General features: G+C 72.4%; 14 protein-coding genes. 8 read left to right on the top strand and 6 right to left on the bottom strand.

The features are described from left to right. Positions 1–26: 26 nt before the first annotated feature. Together glgX and ACZ4VT_RS07895 are read left to right on the top strand one after the other, a co-directional pair. Positions 27–2,405: a glycogen debranching protein GlgX gene (glgX, locus tag ACZ4VT_RS07900; protein WP_467947615.1), complete on the top strand. Its 2,379-nt coding sequence runs from the start codon at positions 27–29 to the stop codon at positions 2,403–2,405. A 118-nt stretch (positions 2,406–2,523) separates the two neighbouring features. Further along, positions 2,524–3,246 (top strand): CDP-alcohol phosphatidyltransferase family protein, encoded by a 723-nt coding sequence (locus tag ACZ4VT_RS07895; RefSeq protein ID WP_467947613.1) that lies wholly within the window; start codon positions 2,524–2,526, stop codon positions 3,244–3,246. Here the strand turns inward: ACZ4VT_RS07895 and ACZ4VT_RS07890 are convergent. Beyond that, complete coding sequence (locus ACZ4VT_RS07890) at positions 3,227–3,730, bottom strand: FAD synthase family protein (RefSeq protein ID WP_467947611.1); 504 nt, start codon at positions 3,728–3,730, stop codon at positions 3,227–3,229. The genes ACZ4VT_RS07895 and ACZ4VT_RS07890 overlap by 20 nt on opposite strands. 150 nt (positions 3,731–3,880) lie before the next feature. Here ACZ4VT_RS07890 and ACZ4VT_RS07885 point away from each other — a divergent pair, with 150 nt between their 5' ends. Genes ACZ4VT_RS07885 through ACZ4VT_RS07875 form a run of 3 tightly spaced genes read left to right on the top strand, consistent with a single transcriptional unit; the run spans position 3,881 to position 8,072 of the window. Continuing rightward, positions 3,881–5,092 (top strand): glycosyltransferase, encoded by a 1,212-nt coding sequence (locus tag ACZ4VT_RS07885; RefSeq protein WP_467947835.1) that lies wholly within the window; start codon positions 3,881–3,883, stop codon positions 5,090–5,092. Then, complete coding sequence (locus tag ACZ4VT_RS07880) at positions 5,089–6,837, top strand: lipopolysaccharide biosynthesis protein (RefSeq protein WP_467947609.1); 1,749 nt, start codon at positions 5,089–5,091, stop codon at positions 6,835–6,837. The genes ACZ4VT_RS07885 and ACZ4VT_RS07880 overlap by 4 nt, the downstream gene beginning before the upstream one ends. Then, positions 6,834–8,072 (top strand): MATE family efflux transporter, encoded by a 1,239-nt coding sequence (locus ACZ4VT_RS07875; protein ID WP_467947607.1) that lies wholly within the window; start codon positions 6,834–6,836, stop codon positions 8,070–8,072. Before ACZ4VT_RS07880 ends, ACZ4VT_RS07875 begins: the two co-directional genes overlap by 4 nt. 113 nt (positions 8,073–8,185) lie before the next feature. Here ACZ4VT_RS07875 and ACZ4VT_RS07870 read toward each other — a convergent pair whose 3' ends face one another. After that, a complete protein-coding gene (locus ACZ4VT_RS07870; RefSeq protein WP_467947605.1) occupies positions 8,186–9,709 on the bottom strand; it encodes a hypothetical protein in 1,524 nt (507 codons plus the stop codon). 118 nt (positions 9,710–9,827) lie between these two features. On the opposite strand from ACZ4VT_RS07870, the gene ACZ4VT_RS07865 reads away from it, so the two are divergent. Both ACZ4VT_RS07865 and ACZ4VT_RS07860 read left to right on the top strand, forming a co-directional pair. Next, positions 9,828–10,367, top strand: coding sequence for a WcaF family extracellular polysaccharide biosynthesis acetyltransferase (locus tag ACZ4VT_RS07865; protein WP_351584786.1), 540 nt, complete (start codon positions 9,828–9,830; stop codon positions 10,365–10,367). Between the two features lie 8 nt (positions 10,368–10,375). Then, positions 10,376–11,491 carry a glycosyltransferase gene (locus ACZ4VT_RS07860; protein ID WP_467947833.1) on the top strand — a complete coding sequence of 372 codons (1,116 nt, stop codon included), beginning with the start codon at positions 10,376–10,378 and terminating at the stop codon, positions 11,489–11,491. Positions 11,492–11,506: 15 nt separating this feature from the next. Here the strand turns inward: ACZ4VT_RS07860 and ACZ4VT_RS07855 are convergent, their stop codons facing one another. The 4 genes from ACZ4VT_RS07855 to gmd form a co-directional block, all read right to left on the bottom strand. Beyond that, the gene (locus ACZ4VT_RS07855; RefSeq protein ID WP_030655766.1) at positions 11,507–11,722 is read right to left on the bottom strand and encodes a DUF6458 family protein; all 216 of its coding nucleotides are present in this window, start codon (positions 11,720–11,722) and stop codon (positions 11,507–11,509) included. A gap of 126 nt (positions 11,723–11,848) precedes the next feature. Then, on the bottom strand, positions 11,849–12,517 hold the full coding sequence (locus tag ACZ4VT_RS07850) for a hypothetical protein (RefSeq protein ID WP_467947603.1): 669 nt from the start codon (positions 12,515–12,517) through the stop codon (positions 11,849–11,851). A gap of 101 nt (positions 12,518–12,618) precedes the next feature. Beyond that, positions 12,619–15,396, bottom strand: a complete 2,778-nt coding sequence (locus tag ACZ4VT_RS07845) for a CBM96 family carbohydrate-binding protein (protein WP_467947601.1) — start codon at positions 15,394–15,396, stop codon at positions 12,619–12,621. Positions 15,397–15,640: 244 nt separating this feature from the next. Beyond that, the gene (gmd, locus tag ACZ4VT_RS07840; protein ID WP_362801017.1) at positions 15,641–16,654 is read right to left on the bottom strand and encodes a GDP-mannose 4,6-dehydratase; all 1,014 of its coding nucleotides are present in this window, start codon (positions 16,652–16,654) and stop codon (positions 15,641–15,643) included. A gap of 251 nt (positions 16,655–16,905) precedes the next feature. Between gmd and ACZ4VT_RS07835 the strand changes: the two genes are divergently transcribed. Further along, on the top strand, positions 16,906–17,850 hold the full coding sequence (locus ACZ4VT_RS07835) for a GDP-L-fucose synthase family protein (RefSeq protein WP_362801014.1): 945 nt from the start codon (positions 16,906–16,908) through the stop codon (positions 17,848–17,850). The last annotated feature ends 7 nt before the right edge of the window (positions 17,851–17,857 follow it).

Raw genomic sequence — 17,857 nt, 5'->3', positions numbered from 1 at the left:
GTACCCAGGAGCCGTGGAGGCGGGCAGTGTCGAGCGCAGCCGAGCAAGAGGCGGTGGAAGCCGTCGGCAACGCCGTCGATGCGGTGCGGGGCGGCCAGACCGCGCCCGCACCGCGGGTCGACGGACATCCGGGCGGCCAGCCGGGCGCCCATCCGAACGGCCGGCCGAACGGTCATCCGGCCGGCCAGCCGAACGGCCAGGTCAAGGGGCAGGTGTTACGGGTCCACACGCGCCCGGGACCACCGGTGTGGCCGGGGTCCTCGCATCCCCTGGGGGCCCGGTTCCACCACGGACCGGACGGGACCGCGGGCACCAACTTCGCCCTGTGGGCGCAGGGCGCGGAGGCGGTGGAGCTGTGCCTGTTCGACGCCGAGGGCGGCGAGACCCGCTGTTCGCTCACCGAACTGACGCACGAGATCTGGCACGGTTTCGTGCCGGGCGTGCGCCCCGGTCAGCGGTACGGGTTCCGGGTGCACGGGCGCTGGGACCCCTGGACGGGTGCCCGGTTCAATCCGGCGAAGCTGCTCCTGGACCCGTACGCACGGGCCGTCGACGGGGACTTCACCCTGCCGCCGGAGGTGTACGGGCACGTCCGGGACTGGCCGCAGCAGTACATCGCGGACACCGTGCGCGACGACCGGGACTCGGCGCCGTTCGTCCCGAAGGGCGTGGTCGTCCACGATGACGACGACTGGGCGGACGACGTCCGGCCGAAGACCCCGTGGGCCGACTCGGTGATCTACGAGCTGCACGTGCGCGGCTTCACGATGCGCCATCCGGGTGTTCCGGAGGAGCTGCGCGGCACCTACGCGGGGCTGGCCCATCCGGCGGCGGTCGAGCACCTGACGAAGCTGGGCGTCACGGCGGTCGAGCTGCTGCCGGTGCACCAGTTCGCGCACGAGGACCACCTGCTGCGCCGGGGGCTGCGCAACTACTGGGGCTACAACTCGATCGGCTACTTCGCCCCGCACGCGGGGTACTCGTCGAGCGGGACGACGGGCCAGCAGGTCGGCGAGTTCAAGCGGATGGTGCGGGCCCTGCACGCGGCGGGGATCGAGGTGATCCTCGACGTGGTCTACAACCACACGGCGGAGGCGGGCGAGCTGGGTCCGACCCTGTCGCTGCGCGGGATCGACAACCGGGGCTACTACCGGCTCCAGTCCGACCAGCGCCGCTACGCCGACTACACGGGCTGCGGGAACACCCTGCACGCCGGGCGCCCGCACGTGCTGCGCCTCATCACGGACTCGCTGCGCTACTGGGTCACGGAGATGGGGGTGGACGGCTTCCGCTTCGACCTGGCGGCGGCGCTGGCCCGCTCGATGCACGACGTGGACATGCTGTCCCCGTTCCTGGCGGTGATCGCCCAGGATCCGGTGCTGCGGCGGGTGAAGCTCATCGCCGAGCCGTGGGACGTGGGTTCGGGCGGCTACCAGGTGGGCGCGTTCCCCCCGCTGTGGACGGAGTGGAACGACCGCTACCGGGATGCCGTACGGGACTTCTGGCGGGGCGCGCTGCCCGACGTACGGGACCTCGGGTACCGGCTCTCGGGGTCGAGCGACCTGTACGCCTGGGGCGGGCGGCGCCCGTACGCCTCGGTCAACTTCGTGACCGCGCACGACGGTTTCACCCTGCGCGACCTCGTGTCCTACGAGCGCAAGCACAACGAGGGCAACGGGGAGGCGAACCGGGACGGGACCAACGACAACCGCTCGTGGAACTGCGGGGCGGAGGGCGAGAGCGAGGACGCCCGGGTCGGCGTGCTGCGCCGCCGCCAGCTGCGCAACCTGCTGACCACCCTGCTGCTGTCGACGGGGGTGCCGATGCTGGTGGCGGGCGACGAGTTCGGGCGCACGCAGGACGGCAACAACAACGCCTACTGCCAGGACAACGAGACGGGGTGGGTGGACTGGTCGCTGCTGGAGGACCCGGCGTGGCGGGAGCTGTTCGCGCTGACGGAGCGGCTGATCTCGCTGCGGCAGGCCCATCCGGTGCTGCGGCGGCGGGCGTTCTTCTCGGGGCGGCCGCAGGGGGCGGACGGGCTGCGGGACCTGGCCTGGTTCACGCCGGCGGGCGCGGAGATGACGGAGCGGGACTGGTACGCGCCGGCCGCCGCGCTCGGGATGTACCTGTCGGGGCGGGACATCCCGGGCCGTGACGAGCGGGGCCGGCAGGTGACGGACGACAGCTTCCTCGCGCTGCTGCACACCGGGGACCGGCCGCTGGCCTGGGTCTTGCCCGGAGAGCCGTGGGCGGAGGCGTACGAGCTGGTCCTGGACACCTCCCTGGAGAGCCAGTCCGACGCGCCCCGCACCCGTCACCGCGGCGGGGAGACCCTGACGGTCCCGGCCCGCTCGGTCCTGCTGCTGCGGGTCTGCGGGTCCCCGGCGAGGCCGCCGGTGTGAGGAGGCGGCGGCCCGCGGGGCCGCGCGCCGCCGCCCCCGGACGTACGCGGACATCCGGAAGGATTCTCCTGTTCGTCCTGCGATGATGTGTTCGACATCGTTCTGAGGGGGTCCCTGCATGGGCAGAGTCAACACCGCGCTGCAGGAACTGCGCGGGGCGCAGAAGTCGGCGAAGGGGGTGTCGCTGTACTCGCGGTTCGTCAACCGGCCCGCCGGGCGGTACCTGGCCGCCGGTTCGTACGCGCTGGGCCTCACCCCGAACCAGGTGACCCTGGTCAGCGCCGCCTTCAGCTTCGCCGCCGTGGCCGCGGTGGCCCTGTGCGCGCCCTCGTGGGGGCTGGGGATCGCGGTGTGGGCGGCGCTCGCCGTCGGTTTCGCCTTCGACTCCGCGGACGGGCAGCTGGCCCGGCTGCGCGGCGGCGGCAGCGCGGCCGGCGAGTGGCTGGACCACGTCGTGGACGCGGCCAAGCTCACGGCGCTGCACGCGTGCGTGCTGATCGCCTTCTACCGGTTCCCCGGGGAGTACGGGACGGCGGCCGACGGCTGGCTGCTGGTGCCGCTGGGCTTCCAGTTCGCCGCGGTCGTCACCTTCTTCGGCGGGCTGCTGACGGAGAAGCTCAAGCCGAAGCCGGTCCCGGGCAGCCCCGCCGCCGCCCCGTCGACGCTGCGCGCGGTGGCCCTGCTGCCCGTGGACTACGGGGTGTTCTGCGTGGTGTTCCTGCTGCTCGGCGGCGGGAGGCTGTTCGCCTGGGCGTACGCCGGGCTGGGCGTGGTCGCCGGGCTGTTCCTGCTGGCGTTCCTCGCGAAGTGGTTCCGGGAGCTCAGCGCCGTTCCCCGGTGACCTGACCGGGGAGGGCGGCGGGTTCCGCGAGCGCGTCCAGCGCCCGGCGCAGCTGGGTGCTGGAGGTGTGCACGGTGTAGGGGAAGTAGACGACGTCGACACCGTGGGCGGCGAAGTCCTTCTCCAGCCGGTCGCCCTTGGGCGTGCCGCGCCAGTCGTCGCCCTTGAAGATGACGTCGAAGCGGACCTGCCTCCAGGTCTCCACCTTGTCCGGGACGGTCTCCACGAAGGCGGCGTCCACGTACTTCACGCTGCGGACGATCTCCAGCCGCTCGACGAGCGGGATCATCGGGCGGCGCCCCTTGGCGAGTTCGGCCATCTCGTCGGAGACCACTCCGGCGACGAGGTAGTCGCACTGACTCCGGGCGTGCCGAAGGATGTTCAGATGTCCGATGTGGAACAGATCGTAGGCTCCCGGCGCGTAGCCGACTCGGTACGGTCTACGCGCTGGCGCGCCAAAGTCGGACATGTCGTGCTCCGTCATCTGTTATCCCCAGCGACCGCACCCCCCGGTGCGGCTGATTAGCAGACAATAGCGTGCACGTTCCGCAGCACGCGGGTGAACGAATAGGGTGACGTGCGCATCATCCAGGGGAAGAGGGGACGCTCGGTGTCCAGATCCGGTCAGCGGCGTATGCTGCTGGTTTCCACCAATTACGCTCCGGAGCACGCGGGGATCGGCCCGTATGCCACCCAGATCGCGGAGCACTGGGCGGATCTCGGCCACGAGACCCATGTGCTGGCAGGCATGCCGCACTACCCGGCGTGGTCCGTCGAGCCGGAGTACAAGGGGGCGCTCCAGCGCACGGAACAGCGCGCGGGCGTCACCGTGCACCGGCGCGCGCACACCGTACCGCCGCGCCAGACCGCCGTGAAACGGGCCCTTTTTGAAGGATCGATTCTGCTGCACGGCGCCGTGGCCCCGCCCCGGATGCCCAAGCCGGACGCGGTGCTCGCCCAGATGCCCAGCCTGGCCGGCGGGGTGCTCGCCGCCCGGCTCGCGGCCCGCTGGAAGGTCCCGTACATCCCGGTCGTCCAGGACCTGATGGGCGCCGCCGCCGCGCAGAGCGGGATCAGCGGCGGGGACAAGGCCGCCGCGATCGCCGGCCGCGCCGAGGCGTACGCCCTCAAGCGCGCCACCCTCGTCGGCGTCATCCACGAGACCTTCGTGGACCGGGTCGTCGGCATGGGCGTGGACCCGGGCCGGATCCGCCTCGTCCCCAACTGGTCGCACGTGGCGCTGCCCACGAAGCCGCGCGGCGAGACCCGCCGCCACCTCGGCTGGGGCCCCGGCGAGACCGTCGTGCTGCACTCCGGGAACATGGGCCTCAAGCAGGGACTGGAAGTCCTCGTGGGCGCGGCACGGCTGGATCCGAATGTCCGCTTCGTCCTCATGGGCGACGGCAGTCAGCGGGCCGCGCTCGCCGACTTGTCGGCCGATGTACCGAATCTGGACATCATCCCCCCTGCCGCGGACGGCGAGTTCCCGGATATCCTCGCCGCGGCGGACGTACTCGCGGTCACGCAGCACGCTGCCGTGCTGGACATGAGCGTGCCGTCGAAACTCACCTCCTACTTTCAGACCGGCCGCCCCGTCGTCGCCTCCGTGGCGGCGGAGGGCGGCACCGCCCAGGAGGTGGAACGCTCGGGCGCAGGGGTGCTCGTACCGCCGGAGGACCCCGAGGCCCTGCTGAAGGCCGTACGGGCCCTGGCCGAGGACCCCGAGGGCGCGGACGCACTGGGAGCGGCCGGACCCCGCCACGTGGCGGCCCATCTGAGCCGTGAAGCGGGCCTGGCCCGCATCGACGCACTGATAGACGAAGCACTTGGGGGACCCCGGCCGTGAGCGAGACGAACCGCCCTGCAGCGGCACCGGCCGACGACGAACCGGATCTCCTCAGAGACCAGTTCCGGCAGCTCCTGCGCTACCGCAGGCTCATCGGCGCGGGCATCGGCATCGGCCTGCTGGGCGGCGTCTACCTCGGCATCTCCACCGCCGACACCTACGTCGCGACCGCCGACGTCGTGCTGCGCGCGCCCACCGACGACCCGTTCAACCCGAGCCTCGCCCCCGACAAGGCGATCAACATCGGCTCCGAGCGCCAGGTCGCGCTCAGCTCCTCCATAGCCAACGAGGCGGCGAAGAAGCTCGGCGTGTCCGCGTCCGGCTTCGCCGCCCTGCGCAGCGGTCTGCAGGTCACCAACCCGCCGCAGACCATGGTGCTGCGCTTCACGTACACGGCGTCCTCCGCCAAGGAGGCCGCCAAGCGCGCCAACGCGATGACCGAGGCGTACCTGCTCAAGCGGCAGGAGTCCCTCGACGCCACCCGCGACAAGATGGTCAAGGGCTACAAGGAGCAGCGCGACCCGATCGCCAAGCAGCTCGACGAGCTCTCCAAGGAGATCGCCCGGATGCCCGCCGGCGCCGGACGCGACGCGGCGAGCTCCGCCAAGACCGACCTGCAGAGCGAGGTCGGCGGATACAACACCAAGATCACCAAGCTCGAAGCCCTCGACATGACCCCGGGCCGCGTCACCAGCGCCGCGACCGCGCCCCCCGGGGCCGACGGCCCCGGCATCCTGATGTCCCTCGCGCTCGGCGCCGCCGTGGGCCTCGCCCTCGGCCTGCTGGCCGCCTGGGTCCGGCTCGTCTTCGACCCGGCGCCGCGCTCCGAGGGCGACGTGGCACGGGCCCTGCGCGCACCCGTGCTCGGCTACCTGCCCCGGGACCGGACGGGCGGTGGCCCGCTGCTCGCCGCCGGCGAGGCCGATCCCCGCCTCGCCGAGGAGTACCGCTCGGTGGCCTTCCGGCTCGCCTACGACTCCCGGTTCGCCGACCGGCGCCGGCTGCTCGTCGTCGCCCCGCGCGGCAGCAGCGAGACCGCCGCCGCGGTGGCCGTGAACCTCGCCGCCTCCTTCGCGGAGACCGGCAAGGACGTGCTGCTCATCGAGGCCGACCTGCGCACCCCCGTACTGGCCAGCCAGCTGCCGACGGACGCCGGCGGCCGGCCGCGCTGGAGCCAGACCCCGGGCGGCCAGAAGGGCGGCGGCGGACGGCACTCCGACTCCGAGTGGCCCGACGGGCGCCAGCTCGTCGTCGACGCCGGCGAGTCCGGCTCCTTCGACCTGATCCCCGGCGAGCGGGCACGCAACGTACCGCGCGCGCTGACCTCCCCCCGCGCCACCCGCCTGATCTCCGAGGCCGACTCCCCCAACGCGACCGTCGTCGTGCTCGCGCCGCCCGTGCTCTCCTACGCCGACGCCCTCGCCCTCGTCGACCGCGTCGACGGCGTCCTCGTCGTCTGCAACCCGCGCGGCGTCCACCGCACCGACCTGTCCCGGATCCGCGAGCTGATCAGCGGCGCCGGCGGCACGGTGCTCGGCGCGGTGCTGCACGCCCCGCTGCCCGGCGAGAAGCGCGGCCGCGGCAAGGACAAGAACCCGGCCCCCGCCCCCGCCGCCGGCTCCCCGGCGGGCGGGCCGAAGCCGCCGCAGCCGATCCCGTACGAGGTGGCCGAGCCCGAGCAGCACATCCCCGGTGACGGCACCGACACCGTCGCGCTGCGCACCGTGCGCATGGGTCGCAGATGAGCCGACGCGGCCTCGCCGCCGTCGCGTCGGTCCTGGACCAGGCCGCCTCCAGCGCCACGAACATCCTGGTGCTGGTGCTGGCCGCCCGGCTGTCCTCGGCAGCCGGGTTCGCCGACTTCTCGATGGTGTACGTGACCTTCAGCGTGCTCCTCGGACTGAACATGGCCTACGTCGGCCAGAGCCTCGTCCTGGAGAAGGGCGAACGGCTCGGCGCGATGTGCCGCTCCGCCGCCGGCTTCACGGGGGCCGCGTCGGCCGCCGTGGGGGCGCTGCTCGTGGTGGTGGGCCTCGTGCTCCCCGCGACGCCCGGGCGGGCCTTCCTCGCGCTGGGCCTCGTCCTGCCGTTGGTGCTCCTCCAGGACGGGCTGCGCTACTGCTTCTCCGCGCTGCGCGCCCCCGAGCGGGCTCTGGCCGCGGACGCGCTGCGGCTGGTGTGCGTGGTCGCGGCGCTGGCCGTGCAGCCCGAAGGGGCTTCGGCGGGGCGGCTGGTGCTGGTGTGGGGCCTGTCCGCGGTGCCCGCGCTGGGGCTGGGGCTGTGGCTGCTGCGGCCGTACGTCCGCGGCGCGCAGGGCGGTCTCGCGGGACTACGGCCCTATCTGCGGCGGGGCCACCTCGGGCAGCGGTTCGTGGTCGAGTTCGCGGTGGGCAACGGCTCCAGCCAGCTCGCCGTACTGGGCCTCGGCGTCTTCGCGACCCCGCTGGCCGTCGGCGCGCTGCGGGGTGCGACCACCCTCTTCGGGCCGCTGAACGTGCTGTTCAACTCCGCGAACTCCTTCGGGCCGCCGGTCATCGGGCGGCTCGGCGGCAAGCGGGCCACCGTGCGGGCGACCGCGCTGCTCGGCCTGGTGCTGGCCGCGCTCGGCGCGGGCTGGGGGGCGGTGCTGTACGCGCTGCCCGAGCGGGCGGGCCGTCAGCTGCTCGGCGACACCTGGGCGGCGACGGCCGCGCTGCTGCCGGCGACGGGGGCGCAGTACGCGGTGATGGGGCTCGGCACCTGTGCGCTGCTGACCCTGCGGGTGCTGGCGCCGAAGACGACGCTGTCCTTGCAGGTGGTCTTCTCGGTGCTGTCCGTGGGGCTGCTGCTGGGGGGCTACGCCGTGTGGGGGGTGGCGGGCGCCGCGTGCGGCCTGGCGGCCGGCTCGGCCCTCAAGGCCCTGGCCGCCTGGTGGCGGGTCGCCCGCCTGCGGGTCCCCGCTGTGCGGGACCGCGAACCCGAGCCGGCCCCCGCGGCCTGACCGCCGCGCGGAGCCGTCTCCCCGCCCCGCCCTTCCACCGTTCCCCGGGGCTCCGCCCCAGACCCCGTGCTCAAACGCCGGCGGGGCTGGAAAATCCAGCAGCGGCGGCGCGCTCAGCGCAGGGTGGTGGACTTGTCCGTGCGGTACGTGGCGACCAGCGCGAGGCAGAGGGCGGCGATCGCCACCCGCCCCGATGCCTGGAGCAGAGGGCCGCGCAGCAGGATGAAGGAGTAGCCCGCGACCAGCGGGACGACCACCGAGATCAGGCTGCCCGGCGGCGACCGCCGCGTGGCCCGTTTCGCGTAGCGCCGGTCGACGCGGGCGGAGGCGTACCCCATGCCCAGCAGCCCGGCGCCCATCCCCAGCGGACCGAAGTCCAGCCACAGCTCCGCCCAGATCGGGGAGGAGAGGTTGGTGTTGACCGTGCCCATCCACTGGCCGACCATCACGCCGGTGTCCCGCGGCTTGCCCGGCCACACCGAGCGCGGCACCGCGAACAGGACCGACCCGGCCAGCTGCCGCCCGTAGAAGTGCCCGGGGCCCGACTCCGAGAAGGTGATGGTGTTCGCGAACATGCCGATCTGGTCGTAGTCCTTGAGCGCCATCGGCTCCAGGAAGGACGTGGTCTCGACCGGACGGTAGTTCTTCTCGTCGTACCGGAAGCGGTCGGCGAAGGGGAAGACCAGCAGTGCGACGACCACCGCCATCGACAGCGCCACGCGGTACATCGCCGCGCTCACCGGGAAGACGGTGAAGAGCAGCGCGAACATGACCGTCAGGAACCAGTACCGCGGGTTCGAGATGGGATTGTTGACGATCAGGTTGAGGCCGGCGAGCGCCGCCCACGTGACGATGATCGACACCTTGCGGCGGGCGAACTTCGACGTGATCAGCCAGCGCGTGTAGAGGAGCAGCGCGAGCAGGGCCGGCACGGTGCCGAAGCCGCGCAGCAGTGCCTGCCCGGCCTGGCCGTCGCCGTTGGAGACGCCCGCCTCCTCGATGCCCGCGATGATCTCCTGGCGGCTGGAGAAGAAGACCGCCGGGCCGCCCAGCTTCATGACGAAGGCGGCGCTGCACAGGAAGGAGAGGGCGGTGAGCAGCTGGAGCCGGCGCCGGTGCGCCATGACGGGCCTGGACTCCTTCTGGGAGCCGCCCGCGCGCCCGGCCGGCCGGTGACGGGCCAGCAGCACGCCGACGTCGAAGGCCGTACAGCCGAGCAGCACGAGCCCGATGGCGACGGTCAGGTCGGAGCGCGGGCCGACGACCGGCGTCGGGACCTGGCCGAGGACCGCCTGCGCGAGCGGGGCCACGCCCATGGCCATGTAGACGAAGAGCCAGAAGGAGCCCTGGAGCAGCTTGCGGCGGCTGGTGAGCACCATCGCGGAGAGCCGGGCTCCCGCGTACATGGTGAGCAGGAGCTGGAGCCAGAAGGCCGCGTCACGGGCGCCCGCGCCGCTCTGGAGGGCGACGAACAGCGGCAGGAAGACGGTGAATCCGAGCGCGAGCGGGACGGACAGCGCGCGCGAGAGCAGGGTGCGCGGGAGGGTGGCCCGGCCCCACAGGCTCTCGTCCTCGAAGGGGGACGGGACGGGCTGCTTCGCGGGCGCTGCGGGGGGCTTGCGTATGTCCGTCGTCACTGCCGCCCCCACCCGATGTGCCTGGTCCGCGCGCAGTCTAGTCTGAGCGGGCCACGCCCGGGGAGGCCGCGGCGCGGGGTCCCCCGGACGCAGTCCGGGGAGCAGATGGGGGCGACAGTTGCGGGATCTTCCTTCCTTCACGCTGGCCGGATACGACAAGGGCCGCGGGCTGCTGACGCAGGCGCTCTGGTTCGCCGTGATGAACACGCTGTTCATGAGCTGGTTCTGTCCGGCGCGGCTGCGGGTGGCGCTGCTGCGGGCCTTCGGCGCGAAGATCGGCGAGGGCGTGCTGATACGCCACCGGGTGCGCGTGCTGTGGCCGTGGAAGCTCACCGTCGGGGACCACACCTGGATCGGTGAGGGCGCCTGGCTGCTGAACCTGGAGCCGCTGACGATCGGTTCGCACGTGTGCCTCTCGCAGGAGGCCCTGCTGTGCACCGGCTCGCACGACCACCGGGCCGCCGACTTCCGCTACCGCAACGCGCCCATCACCGTCGAGGACGGCGCCTGGGTGGCCGTACGGGCGACCGTGCTGGCCGGGGTCACGGTGGGCCGCTGCGCGGTCGCCGGCGCGGGATCGGTCGTGCACAAGGACCTGCCGGAGCTGACCCTGCAGACCCAGGACGGGCAGCGCCGCCCGGTGGAGGAGCCCAAGTGAGCACCCCGATGCGCGTCCTGCACGCCGTCACCCTGCACTCCCCCTCGCACGCCTTCGGCGGCCCGGTGCGGGTCGCGCTGAACCTGGCGAAGGGGCTGCGCGCCCGGGGCCACGAGGCGCGGCTGCTCGCCCTGGGCGAGGGCTTCGACGTGTGGCCCACCTCCGTGGAGGGCGTCCCGGCGAAGCTGTTCCCGGCCCGCCGCCTGCTCCCCCTCGGTTTCAGCGGGATGACCTCGCCGGCGCTGCTGGCGTCGGCCGGCCGGCTGGTGCGCGACGCCGACCTGGTCCACGTCCACCTGGCCCGGGACCTGGTGACCCTGCCGGTGGCCCTGGCGGCGCTGCGCGCGGGCAAGCCGCTGGTGCTGCAGACCCACGGGATGGTGGACCCCAGCGGGAAGCTGCTGGCCAAGGTGCTGGACGCGGTGGCGGTACGCCGGCTGCTGCGCGGCGCGGACGCGCTGCTGTACCTGACCCCGCACGAGCGGGAGGGCCTGGACGCGGTGGTGGGCGCACCGCTGCCGAAGGCGGTCCGCCTGGTCAACGGGACCCCGGCGCAGGAGGAGCGGCCGCCGCTGGCCGGCCCGCCGCGGATCCTCTACTCGGCGCGCCTGCAAGCCCGCAAGCGGCCGGTGGACTTCGTGGACGCGGCCCCGGCGGTGCTGGCCGTGCATCCGGACGCGCACTTCGTGGTCGCCGGTCCGGACGAGGGCGAGCTGGGGGCCGTACGCGCCCGGATCGGGGCGCTGGGCCTGACGGACCGGTTCACGGTCCCGGGGGCGCTGTCCGGCGCGGAGGTCCTGACGGAGCTGCGCCGGGCGCACGTGTACGTCCTGCCGTCGGTGGACGAGCCGTTCCCGATGTCGGTGCTGGAGGCGCTCTCGGTGGGCGTCCCCCCGGTGGTCACGCACTCCAACGGCCTGGCCCGCGACGTCGCGCGGGCCGGTGCGGGGCACGCGGTGGAACCGGGTCCGGCGGGCGTCGCCGAGGCCGTCCTGGCCCTGCTGGACCCGGCGGCCAACCGGGAAGCCTCGCTGTCGGCCCGCGAACTGGCCGCGGACTCCTTCTCCATGGACGCGGTCCTGGACACCCTGCTCCCGGTGTACGAGGGCGCGCTGCGCCGGTGAGGGCCCGCCGCGGCGTCAGATGACGTCGCGGCGGCGCTCCTCCACCACCGGTATCGCGCCCGCGGCCCGGCGCCGCTTGTAAATGCTGGTGTACACGGCGAGGCCGATGCCGCCCACCGCCATCATGATCAGGCCGACCAGGTCGAGGTTGACGCTCTCCATCTCCCAGTCGCTGGCGAAGGTGAGGATGGCGCCCACCACGATCAAACCGATGCATCCGCCGATGCCCATGAGTCCGCCTTCCGCCGTCGTGGCTGTGACCGCGCGGATACCCGGGTCCGGGACACGAAAACGCCCCCGTGGGCCGGGAGTCCGGTCCTCGGGGGCGTTGTCGTACGCCGGCGGCGTGCCGCGGTGTTACGCGGGGATCCAGGCGTAGCAGCCCGAGGAGTTGAACTCCGCCGTGCCCGCCGGGATCGTCGCCGTGATCTTGTCGCCCGCCTTGAGCGGGGCCTCGGGGCCCGAGGCGAGGACGGAGCCGTCCTTGCCCTTGGCCTCCCAGGTGCAGTTCGTGGCCTGGGTCAGCGCCCGGTAGCCGCCCGCCGCGGGCGACTGCTTCGGGCCTTCGGCGAAGCCCTTCTCCGCCGCGGCGAGGATCGGCTTCTGGTCCGGGCACAGGTACGTGATCGCGTCCTTGGCACCGGGGATCTCCCCGGTGATGACGGCCCCGGTCGCCGCGTCCTTGTCGTGCTTCGCGGTGCGCGCCACCCGCTGACAGGCCTCCTGGCCGGTCTGCAGGACGGCCGCCGGGTCCATCTTCTCCGGGACCCGCCCGCTCAGGTACTTCTTCTCCTGCTCCGTGAAACTGCCCGTCTTCGGGGTGAGCTTCGTGTCGGGCAGGACCGGGCCCGTCGGCTTCGCGTCGGCCGCGGGCTCCGCCGTGGCCGGGGCGTCCGCGGGATCGGGGGCCGCCGACGAGGCCGGGGGCTTCACCTTCGCCTCGGAGTCGTCACCGCCGGAACTGCAAGCGGTCAGGGTCAGGGCGGCGGTCAGCAGGACAGCGGCCGCCGCGGAGCGTCGGTACATCGGATGGCTCCCGTACTACTTACAGGGGTGGGACGGGCGAGCGGGGCCCGGCCACGTAGAGCCGGGCCCCGCACACCGTCAGGCGGTTGCCTGGGTGATCGCTACTTCGCGCCGAAGGTCAGAACCAGCTGCGGAGTACCCTCCGCCGCCGTGGACTCCGAGGACCAGATCCACAGCGGGTCGGTGCCCGTGCTCGTCAGGCCCAGGCTGTAGCTGCCGCCCAGCACCGCGGAGACCGCGGCGGTGTCCAGCTCGACGCTGTGGACCGCCGAGCCGTCCGGCACGCCCGCGATGGTGCCGAGCGGGGTGGTGCCGAGGGTGGGCTTGGTGTTGAAGGTGGTGCCCGCGCCGCTCCAGGTGCCGGTGACCGGGACCACGGAGACGGTGTCGGCGGTGCCGGCGCCCGCCTGCGTGGAGGTCTTGATCTGCAGCGAGGCGGACTTCAGGACCTGGCCGGCCGGGGCGGCCGGCAGGTTGAAGCGCAGGTACGTCTCGTACGCCGAGGTGCCGCGCACCGCGAGCGAGGTGGACGTGCCGTAGGCCGTGCTCGGGGCGCCCTGGTTGATGTAGGTGTCCTCGGTCGCCTTGACCGCGGAGACCGAGTCGGTGGGCGCCTTGGCCAGGTCGAAGTGGTTCTTGACCTGGGCCTGGGTGAGCGTCGTCGGGTAGACGGCGGTCTCGTCGAGCTGACCGGCGAAGAAGTTGCTCGTCGGGCGGGTCGGCCAACCGGAGAGGCTGTCGCCGCCGGCGTGCCAGTAGCCCGCGTAGGTGCTGTTGCTGGTGGCGTTCAGCGAGCCCTTGTTCTGGCCGTCGACGTACAGCGTGATGCCGCCGGGGCCCTGGGTGCCGACCACGTGGTGCCACTTGTTGTCGTTGTACGTCTCGAACAGACCCGTGGAGACGGTCCGGGCGGAGCCGTTGTAGACGCCGAAGACCAGGCGACCGGTGTTGGTCATGTAGATGTGCCGGTCGTTCGAGCCGCTGCTGCGCGTGGTGTTGTTGCCGAAGCCGATCAGCTTGCCGCCGCGCGTGGTGTTCGTCTTGAACCAGGTCTCGACGGTGAACGTGTTGCCGACCGACTGACGGCGGTCGCTGTGCACCAGCTGGCTGGTCCCGTTGAAGCCCATCGCCGTGCTGGCGCCGGAGACCGCGCCGGGCGTCTGGCGCAGGGCCGGGGCGTTGAACTGGACACCGCTGGTGTTGCCACCGTTGGAGGAGTCCGCCACGTACGGGCTGACGGAGTCGTCGTAGCGCCAGTACAGGGCGGCGCCGTCCTGGCGGACCTGGTTCGGGTACGTCTGGACCGTGGTCGGGATCGTCACCGAGGCGACGGTCGACAGCGCGCTGGTGTTGCCCGCGTCGTCGGTCGCGGTCACGCGGTAGGTGTACGTCTGGCCGGCCTTGACCGTGGTGTCGTTCCAGGAGGCCTGCGGGCGCTCCCACTCCAGCGAGCCGGCGGTGACCGTCGCGGCCGGGGTGGCCGAACCGTTGCGGTAGATGCGGTACGTCAGCTTGCTGTCGTCCGCGTCGTAGCTGGTGCGCCAGCGGACCTGGGCCTCGCCGGGCTTGACGCTCGCGGCGCTGGTCACCGGGGTGGTCGGGGCGCCGATGTCGCCGGTGGAGGCGAAGCGGGTCAGGCCCTGCTGCGCCTTGCCGTTGATGAGGGTGAACTCACCGCCGACCCACATGTACTTGACGTCGTTCTTGTCGGCGACGGCCATGACGCGCGGGCCGATGCCCTCGCCGAGGCCGTCGTTGGCGGTGGGGTGCCAGCCGAGCTTGCCGGGGCCGCGCACGAATCCGTCCACGGGCGCGGGGGCGGCGCCGTCGTGGTTGGTCGGCTGGGCCAGCAGGAAGTTCCGCTTGCCGTCGGGGAACTCCAGCTCGGTGGAGCAGTCGTGCGCGTGCGAGGAGCTGTAGAGCACTCCCTGGTACGGCAGGACGAACTGGGTGGCGCCGAGGCAGCGGTCGCGCCACTTCTCGGTGAAGTCGCTCAGGCGCAGGCCGATGCGGCCGTCGAAGACGCCGCCGCCGGAGCCCTCGTGCCCCGTGTAGAAGCCGGTCTCGTCGGTGGAGATGTCCTTGACGACCGAGTTCGACGGGATGTTGCCGTAGGTCTTGGTGACCGCGCCGGTGGTGGCGTTGACGACGGCCAGGGCGTGGCTGTTGGAGCCGTTGACCGTGAAGAAGTCGCCGCCCAGCAGCACGTTCTTGCCGTCGGGGGTGACTTCGACCGCGCGGCCCGGCTCGTCGACGTTGGCGACGAAGGGCTTGAGCGCACCGGTGCCGGCGTCCACGGCGGCGAACCGCTCGCGGGTCTGCCCGTCGACGGCGCTGAAGTCGCCCGCCGCGTACAGGGTGTCATCGGTGACGGCGAGCCCGCGCACGGTGGCGGGGAAGCCGGGGTGGAACGATGCCTTGGGGGTGCAGCTCTCGATGTCGATCGCCGCGAGGCTGGAGACCGGGGTGCCGTTGACGGCGCCGAAGTAGCCGCCCGCGTACAGGGTCTTCTTGTCCTTGGAGACGACCAGGGTGCGCACGGTCGCGGTGCCGTCGCCGATGGTGAAGGCGAGCTTGCAGGAGGTGGGCTTGCCCGTCGCGGCGTCGAGCGCGACGAAGTTCACGGCCTCCTGCTCGGCGCCCGCGGCGCCCTCGGGCGGACGGACCGCCGAGAAGGTACCGCCGGCGAAGACGGTGCCGTTCGCCTGGGCCATCGCAAAGACGATGCCGTCCGGCTGCCAGGTGGGCAGCTCGTCGGCGGTGAATGCCACCGGCGGCGTGATGGCGGACGCCTGAGGCATCAGCACCAGGCCTATGCCGGTGCCGGCACCGGCCAGTGACAGGACGAGGGCAGCAGTCAGCCCTCTGGATCTACGCATGAGCCCCCCAGGGCAATCGCCCGGTTTGATGGCTGGAACTATCCGAACAGCCATATGTACGGGCGCAGACTAGGGCTCACGCGAGGGCCTGGTCACCCCTCTTGACCCATTGCATACCAACTTGGAATCAACGGTTCAGCATCGAGGGTGCACAACGGACATATGACAGGTTTGAACCGGCCATACCCGCAGGGAAGTGCGCGAATGACCGGGACACGGCGAATCGTAGGGGAAATATAAGGCCTCAGCGGTCGATACGGACCGTCACGCCCGCCAGTTGGTCCTCGACCTGCCGAATGTCGGCGTCCACCATGATCTGCGCCAGCTCCGCCACCAGGACCGACGGCTTCCAGCCAAGCAGGTCATGGGCCTTGGAGGCATCGCCGATGAGGGCGTCGACCTCGCTGGGGCGCTCGTACTTGGGGTCGTAACGCACGTGCTCGGTCCAGTCGAGACCGGCGTGCGAGAAGGAGGACTCCACGAACTCGCGGACGGTCGCGGCCACACCGGTGGCGACGACGTAGTCGGTGGGCTCGTCCTGCTGGAGCATGCGCCACATGGCGTCCACGTACTCGGGGGCGTAGCCCCAGTCGCGCACCGCGTCGAGGTTGCCGAGGTAGAGGTGGTCCTGGAGACCGGCCTTGATGCGGGCGACCGCGCGGGTGATCTTGCGGGTCACGAAGGTCTCGCCGCGGCGCGGGGACTCGTGGTTGAAGAGGATCCCGTTGACGGCGAACATGTCGTACGCCTCGCGGTAGTTCACCGTGGTCCAGTACGCGAAGACCTTCGCGGCGCCGTACGGGCTGCGCGGGTGGAACGGGGTGCCCTCGTTCTGCGGGGGAGGGGTCGCCCCGAACATCTCCGAGGACGAGGCCTGATAGATGCGGGTGTCGACGCCGCTGGCCCGGATGGCCTCCAGCAGCCGCAGCGCGCCGAGGCCGGTCACGTCGCCCGTGTAGAGCGGGGCGTCGAAGGAGACGCGGACGTGGGACTGCGCGCCGAGGTTGTAGACCTCGTCGGGGCGTATGTCGCGGAGCAGGTTCACCAGCGCGACGCCGTCGGAGAGGTCGGCGTGGTGCAGGACGAAGGACCGGTTGGCGGTCTGCGGGTCCTGGTAGATGTGGTCGACCCGCTCCGTGTTGAAACTGGAGGACCGCCGCACGAGCCCGTGCACCGTGTAGCCCTTGGAGAGCAGGAGCTCGGCGAGGTACGAGCCGTCCTGCCCGGTGACGCCGGTGATCAGTGCGGTCTTGCCCATGCGGTCCCCCTGGGGATGGTTTCGGTCAGTTGTGATGAGCGGGGCGCCCCCACCCGTTCGAGGTCCCGGGGGACTGGATGCGTACCGTACACGCCCGGTCCAGCCGCCTTTGCGGCGGATTCCTCCACGCCCTTCGCACACGACCCGCACACCGCCGCCACCAGGGCCCGTGCGGGAACGGGGCGGCGGGCCCGGGCCCGGGGAGCGGACCACTGCGACCCGCGCGGGAGCGGACTGGCATCATCGGCGGTATGACAAGTTCGCAGCCGCTCCTGCCCCCGAACGCCCGCGTCTTCGTCGCGGGCCACCGCGGCCTCGTGGGGTCCGCGGTCGCCCGGCGGCTGACCGCCGACGGCCACGAGGTGCTCACCCGCGGCCGCGCCGACCTCGACCTGCGCGACGCCGCCGCCACGGGTGCGTACCTGAAGGACGTCCGCCCGGACGCCGTCGTGCTGGCCGCCGCCAAGGTCGGCGGGATCATGGCCAACAGCACCTACCCGGTGCAGTTCCTGGAGGAGAACCTCCAGATCCAGCTCAGCGTGATCGGCGGCGCGCACGCCGCCGGGGTGGGCCGGCTGCTGTTCCTCGGTTCGTCCTGCATCTACCCGAAGATGGCCCCGCAGCCCATCCGCGAGGACGCCCTGCTGACCGGCCCGCTGGAGCCGACCAACGAGGCCTACGCCCTCGCGAAGATCGCCGGCATCGTCCAGGTCCAGTCGTACCGCAAGCAGTACGGGGCCTCGTACATCTCGGCGATGCCCACGAACCTCTACGGCCCGGGCGACAACTTCGACCTGGAGACCTCGCACGTCCTGCCCGCCCTCATCCGGCGGTTCCACGAGGCCGCCGCCGAGGGGCGCGAGGAGGTCACCCTGTGGGGCTCCGGCACCCCGCGCCGCGAGTTCCTGCACGTGGACGACCTGGCGGCGGCCTGCGCCGTGCTGCTCGGCGGCTACGACGGCGACGAGCCCGTCAACATCGGCTGCGGCGAGGACCTGACCATCAAGGAGCTCGCCGAGACCGTCGCCGAGGTGACGGGCTTCCGCGGGCGCCTCGCCTGGGACACGTCCAAGCCGGACGGGACCCCGCGCAAGCTGCTGGACGTCGGCCGCCTGACCTCGCTCGGCTGGAAGCCCGCCGTCCCGCTGCGGGACGGGATCGCCGCCACGTACAAGTGGTGGCGCGAGCAGAGCTGAGCGCACA

Source organism: Streptomyces sp. NPDC029164, from assembly GCF_055563995.1.
Note: the sequence above shows the minus strand (reverse complement) of the source record. Positions and strands in the feature narration are given on the sequence as shown.